The following is a 22050-nucleotide window of genomic DNA, read 5'->3' as shown; positions in this document are numbered from 1 at the left end:
TCAGCCTCCCCACTTATCAGTGGTGAGGAGCCTTTTTGGCTTTCAGCCTCCCCACTTATCAGTGGTGAGGACCTTTGAGACTTTCAGCCTCCCCACTTATCAGTGGTGTGGAGCCTTTGTGGCGAGGGGATTTATCCCCGTTGGACTGCGCAGCAGTCCCCTGCTTTTTCAAAAGAGAGGGGCCGCTACGCAGCCCAACGGGGATAAATCCCCTCGCCACTGGTTATTCCTTCAGCCTGAAAACCTCTTGAGCGCCTTTCTGTTCAGCCACATAACGGATATGTAATTTCCACGCCACCGTCACGCAAGGTTCGACTTGTTACCTTGATCCCGTCAGTTACTTAAACGAGGAATCAAAGATGAAATTTGCCCAAATCAGTGCTTTTACAGCCGCTCTGGCGATGTCGTCCCTGGCCATGGCCGAAGGCGGCGGTGACCGCACCTTCGAGAAAATGATGAGCGCCAACGACCGCTCTGTAGAGCTGTTTGTCGCTAAGGAAAACGCTGCTGGCAATCCGGTCGTCGTCAATGAAAAGAAAGACGACAAGACTCAAGACCTGTAAACGCGTCGTGCTGGAACAAGCCTGTCATCGCGCATCGATGCCGGGCTTTTTTATGGAGGAGCAAACATGAAGATGATCAAGTTGATGACCCTCGCCGGCGTCATGGCGATGTCTACGAATGTATTGGCGGAGGGCGGTGGTGACCGCACGTTCGACCGCGCTTTTAGCGCCAACGCCAAAGCGATGGAGCAATACGCCGCCAACCAGGGTAAAGCGCCGCCGGTTGTGAGGGATTACGAGTACGGGATGAAGCTGGACGTGGTGAAAATAGTCAGCGTCGTGAAGCCCCAGCCAGCCTGCGCGGTCGTCCCTACGGCCATGACCTACGAAGATTCGAACGGACAGCTCAACACCCTCAAATACAGCGTGGCGGGTGTCTGCCGCAACAGCGGTGGCTAAGGCCCCGCAACCCTCTGTAGGAGCTGCCGAAGGCTGCGATCTTTTGATCTGGTTTTTTAACAAGCCAAAGTCAAAAGATCGCAGCCTTCGGCAGCGTCCGTGTCCCGTTTTGCAAACGGGGAACTCTGGCGAGTGGCCTTTGCGATTAAGCGGTTCCTAAAGGGAAGAGCCGCTACTGCGGCTCTACTTGAAAGGCAATGGCGCTGTGCCTGCAACGGCCGAAACGGGCTGCGCTTCGTTCCTTAACTTGCGCTGGGCAATCTCTGCGCCGCGTTTGCGCAGTGGTGTTTCGATAAAGCGGTAGTTCAGTTCGCTCAACACCAGCAATATCCCGATCGACGTCGCCAGCAATTCAACGGTAAAGCTGCTATCCAGCGGTACGCCTTGGCTGGCGGCGACACGGGTCCAGATTTCGGTGCTCAGATGGTTGGTGAAAACGTGGATGACGTACAGCGCGTAGGATCTTGAACCGAGCCATTGCATGAGACCGCGCAAAACGGCTGGGCAGTAGATGTAGCCGTTCTGATAACTCGCCAGCCAGACAATGATCACCGAGACGATGGCGACCATGCCGACGGCGATCGGCAGGGCTATCAGTTGGATCGCAACCGCGCCCAGCATGTACAGCAGAAATAAGGTGCAAAGCAGGGGTTTGAGTACGCCCTGACCGAGTCCGCGAGGTTCTATCTGTTGATAGAGACGGGTGCGGGTGAACAGGCAGAGGAGAATCCCCCATAACAACGCATCCAGGCGGAAGTCACCGAGCATCGCGCCGAGGGGCGCCCCATAAGGATTGCGATCCAGGCCGAATTGCAAGGCAATAAGCGCGATCAGAGCAATCACGCGCCAGCGCGCAGCCGTGATAAACAGCAGGAAAAACGGGAACAGGAAATAGAACTGCTCTTCAAGTGCCAGGCTCCAGTATTGGGGGCTGGGCCCGATCAAATTGTAGTGCTTCGCCAGGTTGGCGCTGAATGTCGCCACAGCGGTGGCATTGCGCAGATTGTCGAACCACGAACCGAAGGCGTTGGACTGGTTGAAGGCGATGGAAAAGAACAACGGAATCAGTATCCACAGCCAGGCAGTCGGCAGCAGACGATAGGCGCGGCGCAACCAGAAACTGGCGGCTGCCAGCCCGAACTGACCTTGTGTGCGGTGCTTGTCGAAGTAGTCCAGATAAGCCTTGCTGACAACGAAACCGGAAATACAAAAGAACAGGTCGACTCCGCTCCAAGGCATGTAAATCGAGAAAATTCTCAGCAGCGTGTCGGTATGAAACGGCAGCATCATCGTGACATGACAAAAAAAGGTCATGCCGACAGCGATCCCTCGCAAGTACTCGATTTCCAGATTTTTACGGCTACCCATCGGTTCCTCATTATTCTTGTTATTCAGCGCCCGCGACGATGGCAGGTGGCCTGCGGGTTGGTCAAGAACGCGATGCCGAATTCATTAAACGCCACATGTGCAGGTGAATGCCGGGCATAAAAAAGGCGCCCCGAAGGACGCCAAAAGATTCACCTCTTACCAAAGGAGCAAGGAGCTTCTAAAGGTGAATGTGTTGTGCTCGTGGATTCAGAGAATTGCCAGCGGGTATTCGACAATCACCCGCACCTCATCAAGGTCCGATTCAAACGCCGTGGCGCGGGTCGTGGCCTGGCGCAAGCGCAGCGACAGGTCTTTCATCGAGCCGCTTTGCACCACGTATTTGACTTCGACATCGCGCTCCCAACGCTTCTGGTCGGTCAGCGGATTACCCTCGGCATCGCGGCGCATGTACACGGCGTTGGCGTTGGAATAGTCGGCGTCGGTGCCGCGCGCATAACGGGTCATGAACGACAGACCTGGTACGCCGTAAGCGCTCATGTCGAGGTCGTAACGGACCATCCACGAACGTTCCTTGGGTGAGTTGAAGTCGCTGTACTGGATGGAGTTGTCGAGGAAGATCGAGTCGGACTGACGCAGGTAATCAAAGTCGTCATTACCGTTGTTGCGCTGGTGCGACAGGGCCACGGAATGCGCGCCGAGTTTCACGCCGACGCGGCCGCTCCAGATGTTGTTATCGAACTCGCCGAGCAGTTGTTTGCCTTCATCGACAGCCTTGTAATAGTTCAGGCCACCGAACAGCGACAGGTCATCGGAGAGCGGATAGGTCCAGGCGGTACCGGCGTAATACTGATTCCAGGCGTCTTTGAGACGGCTGGAGTAGAGGCTGAAACTGAGGTTCTTGTTCAGCGCATAATCGCCACCACCGTAAGCGATCCACGGCGAATTGACCGGGCCGGCGTAGAAGGTCGCGAAGTTCTCGCGCATGTCGCTGGACACCGGTTGGCTCATCGCGTGCAATCGACCGCCCTGAATCGAGAGTCCTTCGATGCTGGTGTTGGTCGCTGTCACGCCGCGAAAGCTTTCCGGCAGCAAGCGCGAATCGCCAGCGGCAACCACCGGGTTGGCCGGGAACACATCGCCAACTTTGACCACCGTATCGAATGCGCGCACTTTGGCCGCGCCACCAAACTTGGTGTATTCGTCCCGCGCTTTGCCGTCGCTGTTGACCGGCAGCACATCGAACGAACTGCGCCCGCCGTTGCGCCCGTCACCGGTATCAAGTTTCAAGCCGATTATGGCAAACGCATCAACACCGACCCCAACGGTGCCTTGAGTAAACCCGGATTCGAACTTGCTGATCACCGCATGCGCCCACGCTTCGGAATAGCCGTTACCCGTAGGGCTGGACTGGCCGTTGCGGTGATCACGATTGAAGTAGAAGTTACGGTTGAGCACCGTCAGGCTGCTGCCTTCGACAAAGCCTTCAGGCTTGTCTTCTGCAAAGACCATGGACGGCCCGGAGCCGACCATCACTGCTAAGGCGGCTATCGACATTTTTGTATTGTTAACCATCAAACACTCCTTGGGTTCGGCAGAACGGGAACGTGCTTCGGCGTGGGTTTTATTGTTCGACGGGCAGGCGCCCGCCGGCATTGGTCGCCGGGTCACATCGTTGCAAGCTGCGGATAACGCCAAGGTGATGGGGCAATTACAATTTCGTCATGTGGCTGTAACGCCAAGCCATGCGGGTATACCTGGATTTATGAACACCACTGAAACCTGTGGGAGCGGGCTTGCCCGCGAAAGCGTTGGGTCAGGTAATGATGATGCTGAATGTGCCGGCGCCATCGCGGGCAAGCCACGCTGCCACATGGGTTTAGGGGAAACTTCGCGATTGACGAGTCGGAACAATCCACAGCACTATCCAGTCATGAATACCCAACACCGAATGACCATGATGTGTTCCTCTATGACCGCTTCCGGCGGGCCATAAGGTCATACGTGTTTGCCATTTGACGTGTTACCCGAAGCCCCGCCAGTGATGGACGGGGCTTTTTCATGCACCGTCCGCACGTGGCTCATGGAGAGAGAAATGTTCGAAATCAGAAGAGCCACACTGGACGATGCGCGAATAGCGTTCGACATTCGCCGACAAGCGATTCGGCATCAATGCATCGGTGCCTACAGCGAGCAGCAGATGCTCGATTGGACGAGAGGTTCGGCCGAGGACGGTTACGACACACTCATGGCAAAGCATTTCTATCTGGGGTGTGTGGACGGTGAGGCGGTAGCGACCGGGATGCTTGATCTGCAGCATCGTGAAATCGGTGCGATCTTTATTCTTCCTGATTTCATGCAGCGGGGGTTGGGCACGCGCGTTCTGTATTTTCTTGAAGATCTGGCTCGGGATCTGGGGCTGGCCGAGGTGTGTCTGGATGCAACGTTGAACGCCGTCGATTTCTATCGGCGCTGCGGTTATGTGGGGGAGGGGAGTGCGATTTACCAATCACCTTCAGGGCTGCAACTGGCGTGCGTGCCGATGGTGAAGACGTTGGGGTAAAGATCAAAAGATCGCAGCCTTCGGCAGCTCCTACAGGGGGGCACGTAATTCCGATGATCTGCAACAAACAAAAACGGCACCCGAAGGTGCCGTTTTCATTTGTTGCCAGTTCCAGCGGAGCTATCAGCCCGCCAGACCCGCCTGCTGAACCAGTGTCAGCAACGGCTGCGGGTAAACACCGAGGAAGAACGCAACCAGGGCGATGGCCAGCAGCATCACGCCGCCTGCCTTCTGTTCCCAGTGCAGTTGCGCATCGTGGCGACGCAGGTTTGGCTCGATCAGGTACAGGGTGACCATCACGCGCAGGTAGTAGAAAACGCCGATGGCGCTGCCCAGTACCAGCGAACCGACCAGCCACCATTGGTGCGATTCAACACCGGTAGCGATGATGTAGAACTTGCCGATGAAGCCTGCGGTCAGTGGGATACCGGCCAGCGACAGCATCATCACGGTCAGTACGGCGGTCAGGTACGGACGGCGCCAGAACAGGCCGCGGTACTCGTACAGTGCGTCGGCGTCACGGCCGTTGTACGGCGAGGACATCAGGGTGATCACGCCGAACGCGCCGAGGCTGGTGATCACGTAAGTAACCAGGTACACGCCGATGGCTTCCACCGCCAGACCCTTGCTCGCCACCAGTGCGATCAGCAGGTAGCCGAAGTGCGCGATGGACGAGTAACCGAGCAGACGCTTGAGGTTGCTCTGGGTCAGGGCCAGCAGGTTACCGAACAGGATCGAAGCGATAGCGATGACGGTCAGCACGTCGCTCAGTACGCCACTGCTTGCGGCAGGCGAGATCTGAAACAGACGCACCATCACCGCAAACACCGCAACCTTGGAAGCGGTCGCGAGGAACGCAGCCACCGGTGCCGGAGCACCTTCGTAGACGTCCGGCGTCCACAGGTGGAACGGTACCAGCGACAGCTTGAACGCCAGACCGATCAACATCATGCCCAGGCCCAGTTGGGCCAGCGGGCTTGGCAGACCGGTAGCCGCCAGGGCCTGACCGATACCGGTGAAGCTCAGCGAACCGGCGTCTGCGTACAGCAGCGCCATACCGAACAGCAGGAACGCGGAACCGGCGGCCGACAGCACCATGTACTTGATGCCGGCTTCCAGCGAACGCTTGTTGAAGAAGGCGTAAGCCACCAGACCGTAAACCGGTACCGAGAGCAGTTCCAGACCGATGAACAAACCGGCCAGGTGCTGCGCGCTGACCAGAACCAGACCACCGGCGGCGGCCATCAGGATCAGCAGGTAGAGTTCTTCACGGTTGCCCGGGTAACCCGAACCGCCATCGCCCAGATAGGCGTGGGCGAGGGTGACGCAAGCGAGAGTGGCGACCAGGATCAGCGCCATGTACAGGCAGGCAAAGGTGTCGATCTGCAGCAATGGCGTCACGGCCAGAGGCGCGACTTTCAGGGCTGGCAGGATCGACAGCAAGGCCAGGTTCAGACCGGCGACCGAGATCAGAAAGGTCTGCGAGTGGTTGCGGCGCCAGGCGATTGCCAGCATCACCACGATAATGGTGAGGCTGGTGATCAACAGTGGCGCAAGCGCAATAAAGTGTTGAATCGTGAATTCCATAGCGCTCTTACCGGGCCGAAGCGAGTTGAGTGAAGGCGGTGCCGAGCCACTGCTGCACGCCATGCATCGTGGCGGCAGAAGTGTCGAGGAACGGTTGCGGGTAAACGCCGAGGTAAATCAGCAGTACCGCAAGGCCCAGCACCATGATCAGTTCGCGAGCGTCCATGCCGTGCAGGATCGAATCCGATTTCGACGGACCGAAGTAGGCACGGTGGATCATGATCAGCGAGTAGACCGAACCGAACACCAGACCGGACGTGGCAATCGCAGTGATCCAAGGAGCGCTGGCGAAAGTGCCGATCAGAATCAGGAACTCGCCGACAAAGTTACCGGTACCCGGCAGACCCAACGACGCGGCTGCAAAGAACAGGCTGATCGCCGGCAGGTAAGCGATACGCGACCACAGACCGCCCATCTCACGCATGTCACGAGTATGCAGACGCTCGTACAACTGACCGCTGAGGATAAACAGTGCGGCTGCCGACACGCCGTGCGCGAGCATCTGGATCACTGCACCTTGCAGGGCCAGTTGGCTGCCGGAGTAGATGCCGATCAACACGAAACCCATGTGGGAAACGGAAGAGAAGGCAATCAGACGCTTGATGTCGGTTTGCGCGAAAGCGAGGAACGCACCGTAGAAGATCCCGATCAGACCGAGGGTCATGGCGATCGGCGCGAACTCGGCCGAGGCGTTAGGGAACAGCGGCAGAGCGAAACGCAGCAGACCGTAAGCAGCGGTTTTCAGCAAGATACCGGCGAGGTCGACGGAACCTGCGGTCGGCGCCTGGGCGTGCGCATCAGGCAACCACGAGTGGAACGGTACGACCGGCAGCTTGACCGCGAAGGCGATGAAGAAGCCGAGCATCAGAATGTACTCGGTGGTCATCGACATCTTGGTTTTCAACAGGTCGGCGTAGTTGAAGGTAATCACGCCAGTGTTGTTGAAGTTGACCAGTACCAGACCGAGGATCGCCACCAACATGATCAGGCCGGAAGCCTGCGTGAAGATGAAGAACTTGGTCGCTGCGTAGATCCGGGTTTTCTTGCCGTCCGAAGAACTGTGACCCCAGAGCGCGATGAGGAAGTACATCGGCACCAGCATCATTTCCCAGAAGAAGAAGAACATGAACAGGTCGAGGGCGAGGAACACGCCGACAACGCCGCCCAGGATCCACATCAGGTTCAGGTGGAAGAAGCCAACGTGACGTTGAATCTCTTTCCACGAGCAGAGTACCGAGAGGATACCCAGCAGACCGGTCAGCAGGATCATCAACAGCGACAGGCCGTCGAGGGCCAGATGCACGTTGATGCCGAAGCGCTGGATCCAGACATGCTTGAACTCAAGCGCCCAGGTCGGATCGGCGCCAGGCGCCGGAGCAAATGAATAGTCACCGTGGGCCCACAGCCAGAGGCCGAGGGCGAGTTCCAGGGTCATGGTCAACAGCGCAATCCAGCGGGGGAGGGTAGCGCCGAAGCGCTCACCCATCCAGCACAGCAGGCCGCCGATGAAGGGGATCAGGATTAGCCAAGGCAGAATCATGACGGGCTCGTTTCCTTTCGCAAATTCGCAAGGTTCATATCAGACCGCTACCAGCACGATGGCGCCAATAACCAGCACGGCACCAGCAGCCATCGAAGCAGCGTACCAACGCAGTTGACCGGTCTCGGTGCGGCTCAGGGCAGTGTGACCACCCTTGGCCATACGCGGGATCAGACCGATGGTCTGGTCGAGCGGGTCTTTGCGCAGGATGTGGCTGATCGCAAGGTAAGGCTTGACGAACAGTTTGTCGTAGATCCAGTCGAAGCCCCAGGCAGCGAACCACCAGGCCGAAAGGAAACGGCCAATGCCGCTGTTGGCGATAGCTGTGACGAAGCGACGCTTGCCGAGGAACAGCAGCGCTGCCAGCAGGATACCGGCCAAGGCGATGGCGCCCGAAGCGATTTCCAGACTGTGCTTGGCTTCGCCGCCGGCATGGCCAACGCTTTCCGGCAGTACGCCGTGCAGCGGTGGAACGATCATGGCGCCGACGAAAGTCGACAGTACGATCAGTACCGACAGTGGCAGCCAGTGAGCGATGCCGTGACCGGCGTGGGCTTCAGTCTTGGCTTCACCGTGGAACGTGATGAAGATCAGGCGGAAGGTGTACAGCGAAGTCATGAATGCGCCGACCAGACCTGCGTAAAGCAGACCGTGGTTGCCGCTGGCAAACGCTTCCCAAAGGATTTCGTCCTTGGAGTAGAAGCCTGCGGTGACCAGTGGCAAGGCAGACAGTGCCGCGCCGCCGACGATGAAGCTGGCGTAGGCCAGTGGCAGTTTCTTCCACAGACCGCCCATCTTGAAGATGTTCTGCTCGTGGTGGCAGGCAACAATTACCGCACCGGAAGCAAGGAACAGCAGGGCCTTGAAGAAGGCGTGGGTCATCAGGTGGAAAATCGCGCCATCCCATGCGCCAACGCCCAGCGCCAGGAACATGTAGCCGATCTGGCTCATGGTCGAGTAGGCGAGGATACGTTTGATGTCGGTTTGTACCAGTGCGGCGAAACCTGCCAGAACCAGCGTCACACCACCCACGATGCCGACCAGGTGCAGAATTTCCGGCGCCAGGGTGAACAGACCGTGGGTACGGGCGATCAGGTAGACACCAGCGGTCACCATGGTTGCGGCGTGGATCAGTGCCGACACCGGGGTCGGGCCAGCCATCGCGTCCGCGAGCCAGGTTTGCAGTGGCAGTTGCGCCGATTTACCGACCGCACCACCCAGCAGCATCAGGGTCGCCAGGGTGATCCAGAAGTCGCCGACCTGGAATTTCTGCGGTGCCAGCACCAGCAGTTCCTGGATGTTCAACGTGCCCACTTGCTGGAACAGGATGAACAGGCCGATGGCCATGAACACGTCGCCGATCCGGGTCACGATGAAGGCTTTGAGTGCGGCGTTACCGTTGTTGCGGTTGCTGTAGTAGAAACCGATCAACAGGTAAGAGCACAGGCCCACACCTTCCCAGCCGAAGTACAGGAACAACAGGTTATCGCCGAGTACCAGGAACAGCATGCTGGCGATAAACAGGTTGGTGTACGAGAAGAAGCGCGAGTAACCCGCTTCGCCGCGCATGTACCAGGACGCGAACAGGTGGATCAGGAAACCGACACCAACCACCACGCCGAGCATGGTGATCGACAGGCCGTCGACGTAGAGGGCGAAGTCAGGCTTGAAGCCTTCTACCGCCATCCACTTCCACAGCACCAGGGTGTAGTGACCGCCTTCGGGTGGCGCAACGTTGAATTGCCAGATGACGTAGGCGGCGACAATCGCCGACAAGCCAATGGAACCCACGCCGATCAGCGCCGAGAGGTTTTCCGACCAGCGTCCACGGGAGAACGACAGCAGCAGGAAACCGATCAGAGGGAATACGAAAGTCAGAAAGATCAGGTTCATCCGCGCATCTCACTGGCAGCGTCGATATCGAGCGTGTGGAAGCGGCGATACAGTTGCAGCAGGATCGCCAGACCAATACTGGCCTCGGCGGCTGCAAGGCTGATCACCAGGATGAACATGATCTGTCCATCCGGCTGGCCCCAACGGGCGCCCGCAACAATGAACGCCAGTGCAGAGGCGTTCATCATCACTTCCAGACTCATCAACACGAACAAAATGTTGCGGCGGACCATCAGGCCGACCAGACCAAGGCAGAACAGGATGCCGGCGACGGCCAATCCATGTTCGAGAGGGATAGCAGGCATGACTTACTCCTTCGCCTCGTTACGGCCCAAATGGAACGCCGTGACGGCTGCAGCAAGCAGCAACATCGAGGCGAGTTCGACCACCAGCAGGTACGGGCCGAACAGGCTGATGCCCACGGCTTTCGCGTCTACGGTGGTGTGGCCGATGGCCTGGCCGCTCTGGTGAGCGAACAGCACATACAGCAGTTCGGCCAGCAGCAGCGCGGCAAGAATCACCGGCCCTGCCCAGATACCGGGCTTGAGCCAGGCGCGTTCTTGCTGAACTGCGGCGGGGCCGAGGTTGAGCATCATCACCACGAACACGAACAGCACCATGATGGCGCCGGCGTAGGCGATCACTTCCAGCACGCCGGCGAACGGCGCGCCGAGTGCGAAGAAGGTCATGGCCACAGCGATCAACGAGATGATCAGGTAGAGCAGGGCGTGCACAGGGTTGGTGTTGGTGACCACACGTAGCGTGGCCACAACAGCGATACCCGATGCGAAATAGAAAGCGAATTCCATCGTTCTTCCTTAAGGCAGCAAGCTCTTCACGTTGATCGGTTCGGCTTCGTTCTGTGCGGAGCCTTTCGGCTTGCCAGCGATTGCCATACCTGCAACACGATAGAAGTTGTAATCAGGGTTTTTGCCGGGGCCGGAGATCAACAGATCTTCTTTCTCGTACACCAGGTCCTGACGTTTGAACTCGGCCATCTCGAAATCCGGTGTCAGCTGGATTGCGGTGGTCGGACAGGCTTCCTCGCAGAGACCGCAGAAAATGCAGCGCGAGAAGTTGATACGGAAGAAGTCCGGGTACCAGCGACCGTCTTCGGTTTCAGCTTTCTGCAGCGAGATGCAACCCACCGGGCAAGCCACGGCGCACAGGTTGCAGGCTACGCAACGCTCTTCGCCGTCGGGGTCGCGGGTCAGGACGATACGACCACGGTAGCGTGGTGGCAGGTAGACCGCTTCTTCCGGGTATTGCAGGGTGTCACGCTTGCGGAAGCCATGGCCGAAGACCATGACCAGGCTGCGCAACTGGGTACCAGTACCCTTAACGATGTCGCCAATATATTTGAACATGGGTCAAATCCTCACTGAACCGCGACTGCAGGCGTGTTCCACAACACGACCGCAGCGGTCACCAGCAAATTGATCAGGGTCAGTGGCAGGCAGAATTTCCAGCTGAAATCCATCACCTGGTCATAACGCGGACGCGGAATAGAAGCGCGCAGCAAGATGAACAGCATGATGAAGAACGCGGTCTTCAGTGCGAACCAGAGGAAGGACAGTTGCGGCAAGATGCCGAACGGACCGTGCCAGCCACCGAAGAACAGGGTGACCAGCAGCGCCGAGATCAAGATGATGCCGATGTATTCACCAACGAAGAACATGCCCCATTTCATACCGGCGTATTCAATGTGGTAACCGTCGGCCAGTTCCTGTTCCGCTTCCGGCTGGTCGAACGGGTGACGGTGAGTCACGGCGACGCCAGCGATGAAGAAGGTACAGAAGCCGAAGAACTGCGGAATGATGAACCACAGGTTCTGTGCCTGGTACTCGACGATGTCGCGCATGTTGAACGAGCCGACCTGTACTACGATGCCCATCAGCGCGAGGCCCATGAACACTTCGTAGGACACGGTCTGCGCCGAAGCACGCAAGGCACCGAGCAGGGCGAACTTGTTGTTACTCGACCAGCCGGCGAACAACACCGCGTAGACCGACAGACCGGCCATGGCGAAGAAGAACAGCAAGCCGATGTTCAGATCCGCGACGCCCCAGGTCGGGGTGATCGGGATGATCGCAAACGCGATCAGCAAGGCGGACATGGCCACCACCGGTGCCAAAGTGAAGATCACTTTGTCGGCAAACGGCGGGGTCCAGTCTTCCTTGAAGAACATCTTCAGCATGTCGGCGGCGATCTGGAACATACCAAACGGGCCAACGCGGTTCGGACCGTAACGGTCCTGCCACCAGCCCAGCAGGCGACGTTCGACAAAGCTGAGCAACGCGCCCGCGACCACGACGGCCAGCAGAATCACGATAGCTTTGATGACCGTCAGGATCACATCGATCACTTCAGGGGTGAACCAGGTCATTGCGCTGCCTCCTGCAGACCGTCGACGGATACGCCGGCGAATGCCGGTGGAATGCCGGCGATGCCCGCAGGCAATGCCACCAGACCTGCGCCCAGTTCTTCATTGATACGCAGCGGCAGACGCAGGGTCTGACCGGCGACGTTCAGGCTCAGCAGAGCACCGTCGTTGACGCCCAGACGATCCGCTTCGGATTTCGCCAGTGCCACGTAGGCGGCCGGGATGCGCTCTTGCACCGGCGCGGCTTTCGAAGAATTTTCTTCGCTGCCGAACAGGTGGAAGAACGGCACGGCTTGCCAGGTGCCCGCTGCCGGGTTGAACGCACGCGGCGCTGCCGCGAACCAGTTCAGCGAATCACCGGTGCTTTCGATCAGGCGGGTGCCCGGGTCGCCAGCACGGATGTGACCGCCGACTTCGTCCTGGAACTTGTTCCACGCTTGTGGCGAGTTCCAGCCCGGAGACCAGGCGAAAGGAACCTGCTGACGCGGTTCAACCGAACCCGAGTAACCTTCCATGGAGAAGGCGAACGCGGTGTCTTTGTCTTGCGGGGTGCGTGGTTCGTGAACGCTGATGTCGGCGCGCATCGCGGTGCGACCGGAATAACGCAGCGGCTCACGCGCCAGTTTCAGACCCTTGATGCGGAACGCCGCGGACGGTGCTGCGTCGACGATACGTGCCAGTTGCGCGGTGCTCGAAGCAACGGCAGCGGTCACGTGGTCGAGTTGCGTCCAGTCGATCGGCTGGTTCAGCAGCGTCGAGCGCAGTGCGTGCAGCCAGCGCCAGCCTTCGTGAACCAGAATGCTTGCATCCAGGTATTGCGGATCGAAAACCTGGAAGAAGCGCTGGGCGCGACCTTCCTGGCTGACCAGCGTACCGTCGCCTTCGGCGAAGCTTGCCGCTGGCAGTACCAGGTGCGCGCGGTCGGTGGTAGCAGTCTTCTGATGATCAGCAACGATCACTACTTTCGCAGCGTTCAGTGCGGCATCGACCTTGTCTTTGGCGGTGCGGGTGTACAGATCGTTTTCCAGCACAACGATCGCGTCAGCCTTGCCGTCGATGACGGCTTGAAGCGCAGCATCCACCGATTCGCCACCGAGCATGGCCAGGCCGAGGCTGTTGGCTTCCGGCACGATCAGGCTGATCGAACCGTTCTTCTCGCGCAGCTTCAACGCCTTGGCGATGTTTGCGGCGGCTTCGATCAAGGCTTTGGAGCCAAGTGAAGTACCGGCGATGATTAGCGGACGTTTGGCAGCGAGCAGGGCATCAGCAATGCGCTTGGCCAGTTCCAGTGCTTCGGCGTCCAGACCTTCAACGGCCGGAGCGCTGGCGTCCAGCGCGTGAGCAACGGCGAAACCGATGCGCGCCAGATCGTCCGGAGCGGCGTGGACGCATTCTTCAGCGATGTCGTCGAGCTTGGTTTCCGCCAGGCTGGCGATGAACAGCGGGTTCAGCGCGTGCTGACCGATGTTCTTCACCGCGGCGTCGAGCCAAGGTTGAACGCGCATGGCTTCGGCCATGTCTTCAGCCTTGCCTTTGACCGATTGACGCAGCGACAGCGCCATACGCGCGGCGGTCTGGGTCAGGTCTTCACCGAGGACGAAAATGGCGTCGTGATCTTCGATGTCGCGCATGTTTGGCACAGGGAGCGGGCTGTCGTTCAGCACCTGCAAGACCAGACGGATGCGTTCCAGTTCGGACGCTTCGATACCCGAGTAGAAGTGCTCGGCGCCCACCAGTTCGCGCAACGCGTAGTTGCTTTCAAGGCTGGCACGCGGCGAACCGATACCAACGATGTTGCGACCGCGCAGCAGATCAGCGGCTTTATCCAGTGCAGCGTCCAGGCCCAGTTTGGTGCCGTCGGCCAGCAGCGGCTGACGTGGACGGTCGGTGCGGTTGACGTAGCCATAACCGAAACGGCCACGGTCGCACAGGAAGTACTGGTTCACCGAACCGTTGAAACGGTTTTCAATGCGACGCAGCTCGCCGTAACGCTCGCCCGGGGAGATGTTGCAACCGCTAGAGCAGCCATGGCAGATGCTCGGCGAGAACTGCATGTCCCACTTACGGTTGTAGCGCTCGGAGTGAGTCTTGTCGGTGAACACACCGGTCGGGCAGACCTCGGTGAGGTTGCCGGAGAACTCGCTTTCGAGGGTGCCGTCTTCAACGCGACCGAAGTACACGTTGTCGTGGGCGCCGAACACACCGAGGTCGGTGCCGCCGGCGTAATCCTTATAGAAACGCACACAGCGGTAGCAAGCGATGCAGCGGTTCATTTCGTGGGAAATGAACGGGCCCAGTTGCTGGTTCTGGTGGGTGCGTTTGGTGAAGCGATAACGGCGCTCGTTGTGGCCGGTCATCACGGTCATGTCTTGCAGGTGGCAGTGACCGCCTTCTTCGCACACAGGGCAGTCGTGCGGGTGGTTGGTCATCAGCCATTCAACAACACTGGCGCGGAACGCCTTGGATTCTTCATCTTCGATGGAGATCCAGGTGTTGTCGGTGGCAGGCGTCATGCACGACATGACGATGCGACCACGGGTGTCGTTCTCGTCGGTGTACTGCTTGACCGCGCACTGGCGGCAAGCCCCGACGCTACCAAGCGCGGGGTGCCAGCAGAAATATGGAATGTCGAGGCCCAGCGACAGACATGCCTGTAACAGGTTGTCTGCCCCGTCGACTTCGAGCGCTTTGCCGTCTACGTGGATAGTGGCCATGGTTCAAAGGTCTTCGTTGGCCCGGTGTCAGCGGGCGTGGCTAATGGAATCTTGTTATCCGTGCGAATCAAACCAGCCTCGAAAGGCGTCATCGCAGGAGGCGAAGGGCCCAGGCCCTTCACCTGTTAAGCGTTTACGCGCCGATTACTATCGGCCTTGCCAGAGGCGGGACGGCGGCGCTGACAGGCGCGATACCGGCTTCGAACTCTGGACGGAAGTATTTGATGGCACTGCCCAACGGTTCCACGGCACCCGGTGCGTGAGCACAGAAGGTCTTGCCTGGGCCGAGGAAGTTGACCAGACCCAGCAGGGTCTCGATGTCGCCTGGCTGACCGCGGCCTTCTTCGATGGCCATCAGGAGCTTGACGCTCCATGGCAAACCATCACGGCACGGGGTGCAGAAGCCGCACGACTCGCGAGCGAAGAACTGCTCCATGTTGCGCAGCAGCGACACCATGTTGACGCTGTCATCCACCGCCATGGCCAGGCCGGTACCCATACGGGTGCCCACTTTGGCGATGCCGCCGGCGTACATTTGTGCGTCGAGGTGCTCAGGCAGGAGGAAACCGGTACCGGCACCACCTGGCTGCCAGGCCTTGAGTTTGAAACCGTCGCGCATGCCGCCGGCGTAGTCTTCGAACAACTCGCGACCGGTGACGCCGAATGGCAGTTCCCACAGGCCCGGGTTTTTGACTTTGCCGGAGAAGCCCATGAGCTTGGTGCCCATGTCTTCACTGCCTTCGCGAGCCAACGATTTGTACCAGTCAACGCCGTCGGCAATGATCGCCGGCACGTTGCACAGGGTCTCAACGTTGTTCACGCAAGTCGGCTTGCCCCACACGCCAACAGCGGCAGGGAAGGGCGGCTTGGAGCGCGGGTTGGCGCGGCGGCCTTCGAGGGAGTTGATCAGTGCGGTTTCTTCACCGCAGATGTAACGCCCGGCGCCAGTGTGGACGAACAGCTCGAAATCGAAGCCGCTGCCCAGAATGTTCTTACCCAGCAGGCCCGCTGCCTTGGCTTCTTCCACGGCACGGTTGAGGTGCTTGGCGGCGGTGGTGTATTCGCCACGCAGGAAAATATAGCCACGGTAGGTTTTCAGCGCGCGAGCACTGATCAGCATGCCCTCGATCAGCAGATGGGGCAGTTGCTCCATCAGCATGCGGTCTTTCCAGGTGTTCGGCTCCATTTCATCCGCGTTGCACAGCAGGTAGCGGATGTTGATGGATTCGTCTTTGGGCATCAGGCCCCACTTCACGCCAGTGGGGAAGCCTGCACCGCCGCGACCTTTCAAGCCTGCGTCTTTCACGGTCTGGACGATAGCGTCCTGATCCATGTCGGCGAAGGCTTTGCGCGCAGCGGCGTAACCGTTCTTGGCCTGGTACTCGTCGAGCCACACGGCTTCGCCGTCGTCCCGCAGACGCCAGGTCAGCGGATGAGTCTCGGCCGAACGCTGGATGCGGTTGGCCGGGCCGAAAGATGTCAGGGTCATACGTAGCCCTCGAGCAGTTTGGCGACGCCAGCAGGCTGTACATCACCAAAGGTGTCGTCGTCGATCATCAGCGCCGGTGCCTTGTCGCAGTTGCCGAGGCAGCAGACAGGCAGCAGGGTGAAACGACCGTCGGTGGTGGTCTGACCCAGGCCGATGCCCAGATTGTTCTGGATTTCGCTGACCACCGACTCGTGGCCACCGATGTAGCAGACCATGCTGTCGCAAACGCGAATGATGTGACGGCCAACCGGCTGACGGAAAATCTGGCTGTAGAACGTCGCCACGCCTTCAACGTCGCTGGCCGGGATGCCGAGGATCTCGCCGATTGCGTACAAGGCGCCATCCGGCACCCAGCCGCGTTCTTTCTGAACGATCTTCAGGGCTTCGATCGACGCCGCGCGCGGGTCTTCGTAGTGATGCAGCTCGTGCTCGATGGCCGAGCGCTCGGTTTCACTCAGGGTGAAACGGTCTGTCTGGATAAGCGTGCTGTTCATGCTTAGCGGTCCACGTCGGCCATAACGAAGTCGATACTACCCAGGTACGCAATCAAGTCCGCGACCATGCTGCCTTTGATCACCGAAGGGATCTGTTGCAGATGCGGGAAGCTTGGAGTACGGATCCGGGTACGGTAGCTCATGGTGCCGCCGTCGCTCGTCAGGTAATAACTGTTGATGCCCTTGGTCGCTTCGATCATCTGGAAGGATTCGTTGGCCGGCATCACCGGGCCCCACGAAACTTGCAGGAAGTGCGTGATCAAGGTTTCGATGTGCTGCAGCGTGCGCTCTTTCGGCGGCGGCGTGGTCAGCGGGTGATCCGCCTTGTACGGGCCTTCCGGCATGTTGCGCATGCACTGGTCGATGATCTTGATGCTCTGGCGCATCTCTTCGACGCGAACCATGCAGCGGTCATAGGCATCGCCGTTGGCGGCCAGCGGTACTTCGAACTCGAAGTTCTCGTAGCCGGAGTATGGACGCGCTTTACGCAGGTCGAAGTCGCAACCGGTCGAACGCAGGCCGGCACCGGTGACGCCCCATTCCAGGGCCTCTTTGGTGTTGTAGGCAGCGACGCCGATGGTACGGCCCTTGAGGATGCTGTTTTGCAGGGCAGCCTTGGTGTACTCGTCGAGGCGTTTTGGCAGCCACTCAACGAAGTCTTTCACCAGTTTGTCCCAGCCGCGTGGCAGGTCGTGAGCGACGCCGCCGATGCGGTACCAGGCCGGGTGCAGACGGAAACCGGTAATGGCTTCGATCACCGTGTACGCCTTCTGGCGGTCGGTGAAGGTGAAGAACACCGGAGTCATCGCACCAACGTCCTGGATGTAAGTCCCCAGGAACAGCAAGTGGCTGGTGATGCGGAAGAACTCGGCCATCATGATGCGGATGACGTCGACCTTCTCGGGCACCTTGATGCCGGCCAGCTTCTCGACCGAGAGCACGTACGGCAGGTTGTTCATCACGCCGCCGAGGTAGTCGATACGGTCGGTGTACGGGATGAAGCTGTGCCACGACTGACGCTCGGCCATCTTCTCGGCACCACGGTGGTGGTAACCGATGTCCGGCACGCAGTCGACGATCTCTTCACCGTCCAGTTGCAGGATGATACGGAACGCACCGTGCGCAGAAGGGTGGTTCGGGCCCAGGTTGAGGAACATGTAGTCCTCGTTGGTCCCGGAACGCTTCATGCCCCAGTCTTCAGGGCGGAAGCGCGCGGCTTCTTCCTCAAGCTGTTGCTTGGCGAGGGTGAGGCTGTACGGATCGAATTCGGTAGCGCGCGCCGGGAAGTCCTTGCGCAGCGGGTGACCTTCCCATGTCGGCGGCATCATGATGCGCGACAGGTGCGGGTGGCCTTTGAAGTCGATGCCGTACATGTCCCAGACTTCACGCTCGTACCAGTTGGCGTTCGGCCAGATACCGGTGACGGTCGGCAAGCTCAGGTCGCTCTCGGACAAGGCGACTTTGATCATCACGTCACTATTACGCTCAAGCGACATGAGGTGATAGAACACGGTGAACTCGGCATCCGATGGCAGCCCTTGACGCTTGGTGCGCAGACGCTCGTCCACGCCGTGCAGGTCATAGAGCATGACGTACGGCTTGGGCAGGTTGCGCAGGAAGGTCAGGACTTCGACGAGTTTGGCGCGGGCCACCCACAGCACCGGCATGCCGGTGCGGGTTGCCTGGGCGGTGAACGCCTCAGGGCCAAAACGGTTGTTCAATTCAACGACCACATCCTGGTCGTCTGCCTTATAAGGCGGGATGTACAGAGCGCTGCCTGTAGTCATGGTTATTTTTTCGCTTTCGGTCAACGTAAAGAATGAAGCCAGCTTCTCGTTTCTTTGTAAGAACAGATCTGGATCAGACTTCGTCAGGGCTGCGCAGGTTGGTGACTGCGATTCGCTGTTCGCGGCGCTGTTCCTTTTGCGAAGGCATGTCGGCGCGATAAACGCCTTGATCACCAACGACCCAGGAAAGCGGACGACGCTCCTGTCCAATCGATTCCTGCAACAGCATCAAGCCTTGCAGAAATGCTTCCGGACGGGGCGGGCAGCCAGGTACGTAGACGTCCACCGGCAGGAACTTGTCCACCCCTTGAACCACGGAGTAGATGTCGTACATGCCACCGGAGTTAGCGCACGAACCCATGGAAATAACCCACTTCGGCTCGAGCATTTGCTCGTAGAGACGCTGAATGATCGGCGCCATCTTGATGAAGCAGGTACCGGCGATAACCATGAAGTCGGCCTGACGCGGCGATGCCCGGATAACCTCGGCGCCAAAGCGCGCGATGTCGTGGGGCGCCGTGAAGGCAGTGGTCATTTCCACGTAGCAGCACGACAAGCCGAAGTTGTACGGCCACAGGGAGTTTTTACGTCCCCAGTTGACCGCACCGTTCAGCACGTCTTCCAGCTTGCCCATGAAAATGTTTTTGTGAACTTGATCTTCTAACGGATCGGAAACGGTTTCCCGTTCGCCAATCGGATACTGCTCGTTAGGAGCATCGGGGTCGATTCTGGTGAGATTGTATTGCATTGCCAAAGCCTCATTGTTTCAGCTTCGCCTGCCGCTTGCGACGAGCTTCCGGAGCCCAGTCAAGGGCGCCCACTCGGAACAGGTAGACAAGACCTGCCAACAGAATTGCTATGAAAACGAGAGCTTCGACGAATCCGGTCCAGCCGCTTTCGCGGACGGACACAGACCATGCAAAGAGAAAGAGGGCTTCGATATCGAAGATCACGAACAGCATCGCGACCAGATAGAATTTGGCTGAGAGCCGCAAGCGGGCGCCACCGGTAGGTAGCATGCCCGACTCGAACGGTTCGTTTTTGCTGCGGCCCCAGGCTTTTGACCCGAGGAGGCTGGAGACGCCGAGCATGAAGGCACACAGGCCGACTACACCCAGAAGGAAAATGGCAAAGCCCCAGTTGTGGGCCATGAGTCCTGTCGCTTCGGGCATGCTGGTAATCCTTAACAGAGAGCAAAGGTCTCTGAGCTTGATAAAGAAATAAGGCAGTGACGATATGTCGCAGCAATCAATCGCGCTGATTTTATGGCTAAACACCCTGCAAGTAAAATTCCTATAGCGAAATTATTTATTGGAATAAGGACATAGCGCACCTCGGCTGCCCCGTAGCCCATGCGTTGCGGGCATTAGCCGGGTTTTAGTGAATTATGTTTTGTTGAGAATGTAACGAGCATAGTTGCTGCTAAATGATAATCAATATTGTTTGGCGCGATTTTGTAACTGTTTAACGGGTGGGGTATTGGGAAGTTGTCTTACTTGCACGTTACAACAAGTAGCGACGGCGCCCGTTTTAGCCGATTTTTCTGACGTCCATACCGCTCTGGATCAATGTTTTGTCTCGCCGCTGACGCTTTTCCTGTGGGAGCGAGCCTGCTCGCGAAAGCGGTGGATCAGTCGGCGCATGTGCAAACTGACAAAAAGCCTTCGCGAGCAGGCTCGCTCCCACAAGGGATTTGTAGTGTCTTTGAGATTCTTGTGGGCAAAAAAACGCCCCGAACCAGTCGGGGCGTCAGTTTTGCGGCTCTGCGGTTAGCTTTCTATACGATCCGCAGAGGCCGTTTGCTCAGGCGAAGCAGAATCAGTGGAACTGTTCTTCTTCGGTCGAACCGGTCAGCGCGGTTACCGAGGACGAGCCACCCTGAATCACGGTGGTCATGTCGTCGAAGTAGCCGGTGCCCACTTCCTGCTGGTGAGCCACGAAGGTGTAACCCTTGGCGGCGTCAGCGAATTCCTGCTCTTGCAGCTTCACGTAGGCAGTCATGTCGTTGCGGGCGTAATCGTGCGCCAGGTTGAACATGCTGTGCCACATGTTGTGAATGCCGGCCAGGGTGATGAATTGGTGCTTGTAACCCATGGCGGACAGTTCGCGCTGGAACTTGGCGATGGTCGCGTCGTCCAGGTTTTTCTTCCAGTTGAAGGAAGGCGAGCAGTTGTACGACAGCAGTTGGTCCGGGTATTCCTTTTTGATCGCTTCAGCAAAGCGACGGGCTTCGTCCAGATCCGGCTTGGCGGTTTCGCACCAGATCAGGTCGGCGTATGGCGCGTAAGCCAGGCCACGGGCGATGGCTTGATCCAGGCCGGCACGTACCTTGTAGAAGCCTTCCTGAGTGCGCTCGCCAGTCACGAACGGCTGGTCGTACGGGTCGCAATCGGAGGTCAGCAGGTCAGCAGCGTTAGCGTCGGTACGAGCCAGGATGATGGTCGGGGTACCGGCAACGTCAGCCGCCAGACGTGCAGCGGTCAGCTTCTGTACGGCTTCCTGAGTTGGAACCAGTACTTTACCGCCCATGTGACCGCATTTTTTCACGGAAGCCAGTTGGTCTTCGAAGTGAACGCCGGCGGCGCCTGCTTCGATCATGCTCTTCATCAGCTCGTAAGCGTTCAGAACGCCACCGAAACCGGCTTCAGCGTCAGCCACGATCGGCGCGAAGTAGTCGATGTAGCCTTGGTCGCCCGGGTTCTTGCCGGCTTTCCACTGGATCTGGTCAGCACGACGGAACGAGTTGTTGATGCGCTTGACCACGGTTGGAACCGAATCCACCGGGTACAGCGACTGGTCCGGGTACATGGATTCTGCGGAGTTGTTGTCCGCAGCAACCTGCCAGCCCGACAGGTAGATCGCCTGGATACCGGCTTTAACCTGTTGAACAGCCTGGCCGCCGGTCAGGGCGCCCATGCAGTTGACGAAATCTTTCTCAGGACGGAAGGCTGGCTTGGCACCCTGGGTGACCAGGTTCCACAGCTTCTCGGCGCCCATTTTTGCAAAGGTGTGCTCAGGTTGAACCGAGCCACGCAGACGGACGACGTCAGCAGCGGAGTAAGTGCGTGTCACGCCTTTCCAGCGCGGGTTTTCAGCCCAGTCTTTTTCGAGGGCTGCAATTTGCTGTTCGCGTGTCAGTGCCATGGAGATAAACCTCGTCGCGTCTTTTATGAAAAGTTGTTCTGCGGTGGAAAATTCCTGCGCTCGCTGACCAGAAGCTTAGGTGGTCAAGTCGGATTTGGCGGGGTAGGCGACGGGATGAACGATGGGCTCGAGGGGAAGTGAGCAGGTAGTGGCGGACTGTGGGCGCAT

At 58.7% G+C, this 22050-nt stretch carries 20 protein-coding genes; 4 read left to right on the top strand and 16 right to left on the bottom strand.

What is annotated here, in order from left to right:
• Positions 1–359: 359 nt before the first annotated feature.
• Together JFT81_RS05205 and JFT81_RS05200 are read left to right on the top strand one after the other, a co-directional pair.
• On the top strand, positions 360–563 hold the full coding sequence (locus tag JFT81_RS05205) for a co-regulatory protein PtrA N-terminal domain-containing protein (protein WP_201204611.1): 204 nt from the start codon (positions 360–362) through the stop codon (positions 561–563).
• A 66-nt stretch (positions 564–629) separates the two neighbouring features.
• The gene (locus JFT81_RS05200) at positions 630–962 is read left to right on the top strand and encodes a DUF2790 domain-containing protein (protein WP_201204609.1); all 333 of its coding nucleotides are present in this window, start codon (positions 630–632) and stop codon (positions 960–962) included.
• 183 nt (positions 963–1145) lie between these two features.
• Here the strand turns inward: JFT81_RS05200 and JFT81_RS05195 are convergent, their stop codons facing one another.
• Positions 1146–2330 carry an acyltransferase gene (locus tag JFT81_RS05195; protein ID WP_201226380.1) on the bottom strand — a complete coding sequence of 395 codons (1185 nt, stop codon included), beginning with the start codon at positions 2328–2330 and terminating at the stop codon, positions 1146–1148.
• 207 nt (positions 2331–2537) lie between these two features.
• Positions 2538–3863: an OprD family porin gene (locus tag JFT81_RS05190; RefSeq protein WP_201226379.1), complete on the bottom strand. Its 1326-nt coding sequence runs from the start codon at positions 3861–3863 to the stop codon at positions 2538–2540.
• On the opposite strand from JFT81_RS05190, the gene JFT81_RS05185 reads away from it, so the two are divergent.
• Together JFT81_RS05185 and JFT81_RS05180 are read left to right on the top strand one after the other, a co-directional pair.
• Positions 3799–4284, top strand: coding sequence for a hypothetical protein (locus tag JFT81_RS05185; RefSeq protein ID WP_201226676.1), 486 nt, complete (start codon positions 3799–3801; stop codon positions 4282–4284). The genes JFT81_RS05190 and JFT81_RS05185 overlap by 65 nt on opposite strands.
• A gap of 99 nt (positions 4285–4383) precedes the next feature.
• The gene (locus tag JFT81_RS05180) at positions 4384–4851 is read left to right on the top strand and encodes a GNAT family N-acetyltransferase (protein ID WP_201226378.1); all 468 of its coding nucleotides are present in this window, start codon (positions 4384–4386) and stop codon (positions 4849–4851) included.
• Between the two features lie 123 nt (positions 4852–4974).
• Here JFT81_RS05180 and nuoN read toward each other — a convergent pair whose 3' ends face one another.
• From nuoN to aceA, 14 genes are all read right to left on the bottom strand, one after another.
• Entirely contained in the window at positions 4975–6438 is a 1464-nt protein-coding gene (gene nuoN / locus JFT81_RS05175; RefSeq protein WP_201226377.1) for an NADH-quinone oxidoreductase subunit NuoN, read from the bottom strand.
• A gap of 7 nt (positions 6439–6445) precedes the next feature.
• Positions 6446–7978: an NADH-quinone oxidoreductase subunit M gene (nuoM, locus tag JFT81_RS05170; RefSeq protein WP_064117787.1), complete on the bottom strand. Its 1533-nt coding sequence runs from the start codon at positions 7976–7978 to the stop codon at positions 6446–6448.
• A 39-nt stretch (positions 7979–8017) separates the two neighbouring features.
• Positions 8018–9871 carry an NADH-quinone oxidoreductase subunit L gene (gene nuoL / locus JFT81_RS05165; protein WP_201226376.1) on the bottom strand — a complete coding sequence of 618 codons (1854 nt, stop codon included), beginning with the start codon at positions 9869–9871 and terminating at the stop codon, positions 8018–8020.
• Complete coding sequence (nuoK, locus tag JFT81_RS05160; protein WP_003223790.1) at positions 9868–10176, bottom strand: NADH-quinone oxidoreductase subunit NuoK; 309 nt, start codon at positions 10174–10176, stop codon at positions 9868–9870. The genes nuoL and nuoK overlap by 4 nt, the downstream gene beginning before the upstream one ends.
• Before the next feature lie 3 nt (positions 10177–10179).
• The gene (nuoJ, locus tag JFT81_RS05155; RefSeq protein WP_095189666.1) at positions 10180–10680 is read right to left on the bottom strand and encodes an NADH-quinone oxidoreductase subunit J; all 501 of its coding nucleotides are present in this window, start codon (positions 10678–10680) and stop codon (positions 10180–10182) included.
• A gap of 9 nt (positions 10681–10689) precedes the next feature.
• Positions 10690–11238, bottom strand: coding sequence for an NADH-quinone oxidoreductase subunit NuoI (gene nuoI, locus JFT81_RS05150; protein ID WP_007920177.1), 549 nt, complete (start codon positions 11236–11238; stop codon positions 10690–10692).
• An 11-nt stretch (positions 11239–11249) separates the two neighbouring features.
• Positions 11250–12257: an NADH-quinone oxidoreductase subunit NuoH gene (gene nuoH / locus JFT81_RS05145; protein WP_008082852.1), complete on the bottom strand. Its 1008-nt coding sequence runs from the start codon at positions 12255–12257 to the stop codon at positions 11250–11252.
• A complete protein-coding gene (gene nuoG / locus JFT81_RS05140; protein WP_201226375.1) occupies positions 12254–14968 on the bottom strand; it encodes an NADH-quinone oxidoreductase subunit NuoG in 2715 nt (904 codons plus the stop codon). Before nuoG ends, nuoH begins: the two co-directional genes overlap by 4 nt.
• Before the next feature lie 133 nt (positions 14969–15101).
• Positions 15102–16457 (bottom strand): NADH-quinone oxidoreductase subunit NuoF, encoded by a 1356-nt coding sequence (gene nuoF, locus JFT81_RS05135; RefSeq protein ID WP_008082856.1) that lies wholly within the window; start codon positions 16455–16457, stop codon positions 15102–15104.
• Positions 16454–16951, bottom strand: a complete 498-nt coding sequence (nuoE, locus tag JFT81_RS05130; RefSeq protein ID WP_007920186.1) for an NADH-quinone oxidoreductase subunit NuoE — start codon at positions 16949–16951, stop codon at positions 16454–16456. The genes nuoF and nuoE overlap by 4 nt, the downstream gene beginning before the upstream one ends.
• A 2-nt stretch (positions 16952–16953) precedes the next feature.
• Positions 16954–18738 carry an NADH-quinone oxidoreductase subunit C/D gene (nuoC, locus tag JFT81_RS05125; protein ID WP_201226374.1) on the bottom strand — a complete coding sequence of 595 codons (1785 nt, stop codon included), beginning with the start codon at positions 18736–18738 and terminating at the stop codon, positions 16954–16956.
• Between the two features lie 73 nt (positions 18739–18811).
• Positions 18812–19486, bottom strand: coding sequence for an NADH-quinone oxidoreductase subunit B (locus JFT81_RS05120; protein ID WP_103306792.1), 675 nt, complete (start codon positions 19484–19486; stop codon positions 18812–18814).
• 10 nt (positions 19487–19496) lie between these two features.
• On the bottom strand, positions 19497–19910 hold the full coding sequence (locus JFT81_RS05115; RefSeq protein ID WP_003223812.1) for an NADH-quinone oxidoreductase subunit A: 414 nt from the start codon (positions 19908–19910) through the stop codon (positions 19497–19499).
• 646 nt (positions 19911–20556) lie between these two features.
• Positions 20557–21882 carry an isocitrate lyase gene (gene aceA / locus JFT81_RS05110; RefSeq protein WP_201148381.1) on the bottom strand — a complete coding sequence of 442 codons (1326 nt, stop codon included), beginning with the start codon at positions 21880–21882 and terminating at the stop codon, positions 20557–20559.
• Between the last annotated feature and the right edge of the window lie 168 nt (positions 21883–22050).

It is taken from the genome of Pseudomonas sp. TH43 (assembly GCF_016650635.1).
Lineage (GTDB): Bacteria > Pseudomonadota > Gammaproteobacteria > Pseudomonadales > Pseudomonadaceae > Aquipseudomonas.
Note: the sequence above shows the minus strand (reverse complement) of the source record. Positions and strands in the feature narration are given on the sequence as shown.

Excerpts from the sequence above, each read along its gene's own strand:
- nuoL (WP_201226376.1), bottom strand. The coding sequence starts at position 9,871 with ATGAACCTGATCTTTCTGACTTTCGTATTCCCTCTGATCGGTTTCCTG.
- nuoJ (WP_095189666.1), bottom strand. The coding sequence starts at position 10,680 with ATGGAATTCGCTTTCTATTTCGCATCGGGTATCGCTGTTGTGGCCACG.
- nuoK (WP_003223790.1), bottom strand. The coding sequence starts at position 10,176 with ATGCCTGCTATCCCTCTCGAACATGGATTGGCCGTCGCCGGCATCCTG.
- JFT81_RS05200 (WP_201204609.1), top strand. The coding sequence starts at position 630 with ATGAAGATGATCAAGTTGATGACCCTCGCCGGCGTCATGGCGATGTCT.
- JFT81_RS05205 (WP_201204611.1), top strand. The coding sequence starts at position 360 with ATGAAATTTGCCCAAATCAGTGCTTTTACAGCCGCTCTGGCGATGTCG.
- nuoG (WP_201226375.1), bottom strand. The coding sequence starts at position 14,968 with ATGGCCACTATCCACGTAGACGGCAAAGCGCTCGAAGTCGACGGGGCA.
- nuoF (WP_008082856.1), bottom strand. The coding sequence starts at position 16,457 with ATGACCCTGACATCTTTCGGCCCGGCCAACCGCATCCAGCGTTCGGCC.
- JFT81_RS05120 (WP_103306792.1), bottom strand. The coding sequence starts at position 19,486 with ATGCAATACAATCTCACCAGAATCGACCCCGATGCTCCTAACGAGCAG.
- JFT81_RS05195 (WP_201226380.1), bottom strand. The coding sequence starts at position 2,330 with ATGGGTAGCCGTAAAAATCTGGAAATCGAGTACTTGCGAGGGATCGCT.
- JFT81_RS05180 (WP_201226378.1), top strand. The coding sequence starts at position 4,384 with ATGTTCGAAATCAGAAGAGCCACACTGGACGATGCGCGAATAGCGTTC.
- nuoE (WP_007920186.1), bottom strand. The coding sequence starts at position 16,951 with ATGAACAGCACGCTTATCCAGACAGACCGTTTCACCCTGAGTGAAACC.
- nuoI (WP_007920177.1), bottom strand. The coding sequence starts at position 11,238 with ATGTTCAAATATATTGGCGACATCGTTAAGGGTACTGGTACCCAGTTG.
- nuoN (WP_201226377.1), bottom strand. The coding sequence starts at position 6,438 with ATGGAATTCACGATTCAACACTTTATTGCGCTTGCGCCACTGTTGATC.
- aceA (WP_201148381.1), bottom strand. The coding sequence starts at position 21,882 with ATGGCACTGACACGCGAACAGCAAATTGCAGCCCTCGAAAAAGACTGG.
- nuoH (WP_008082852.1), bottom strand. The coding sequence starts at position 12,257 with ATGACCTGGTTCACCCCTGAAGTGATCGATGTGATCCTGACGGTCATC.
- nuoM (WP_064117787.1), bottom strand. The coding sequence starts at position 7,978 with ATGATTCTGCCTTGGCTAATCCTGATCCCCTTCATCGGCGGCCTGCTG.
- JFT81_RS05190 (WP_201226379.1), bottom strand. The coding sequence starts at position 3,863 with ATGGTTAACAATACAAAAATGTCGATAGCCGCCTTAGCAGTGATGGTC.
- nuoC (WP_201226374.1), bottom strand. The coding sequence starts at position 18,738 with ATGACTACAGGCAGCGCTCTGTACATCCCGCCTTATAAGGCAGACGAC.
- JFT81_RS05115 (WP_003223812.1), bottom strand. The coding sequence starts at position 19,910 with ATGCCCGAAGCGACAGGACTCATGGCCCACAACTGGGGCTTTGCCATT.
- JFT81_RS05185 (WP_201226676.1), top strand. The coding sequence starts at position 3,799 with ATGGACGGCCCGGAGCCGACCATCACTGCTAAGGCGGCTATCGACATT.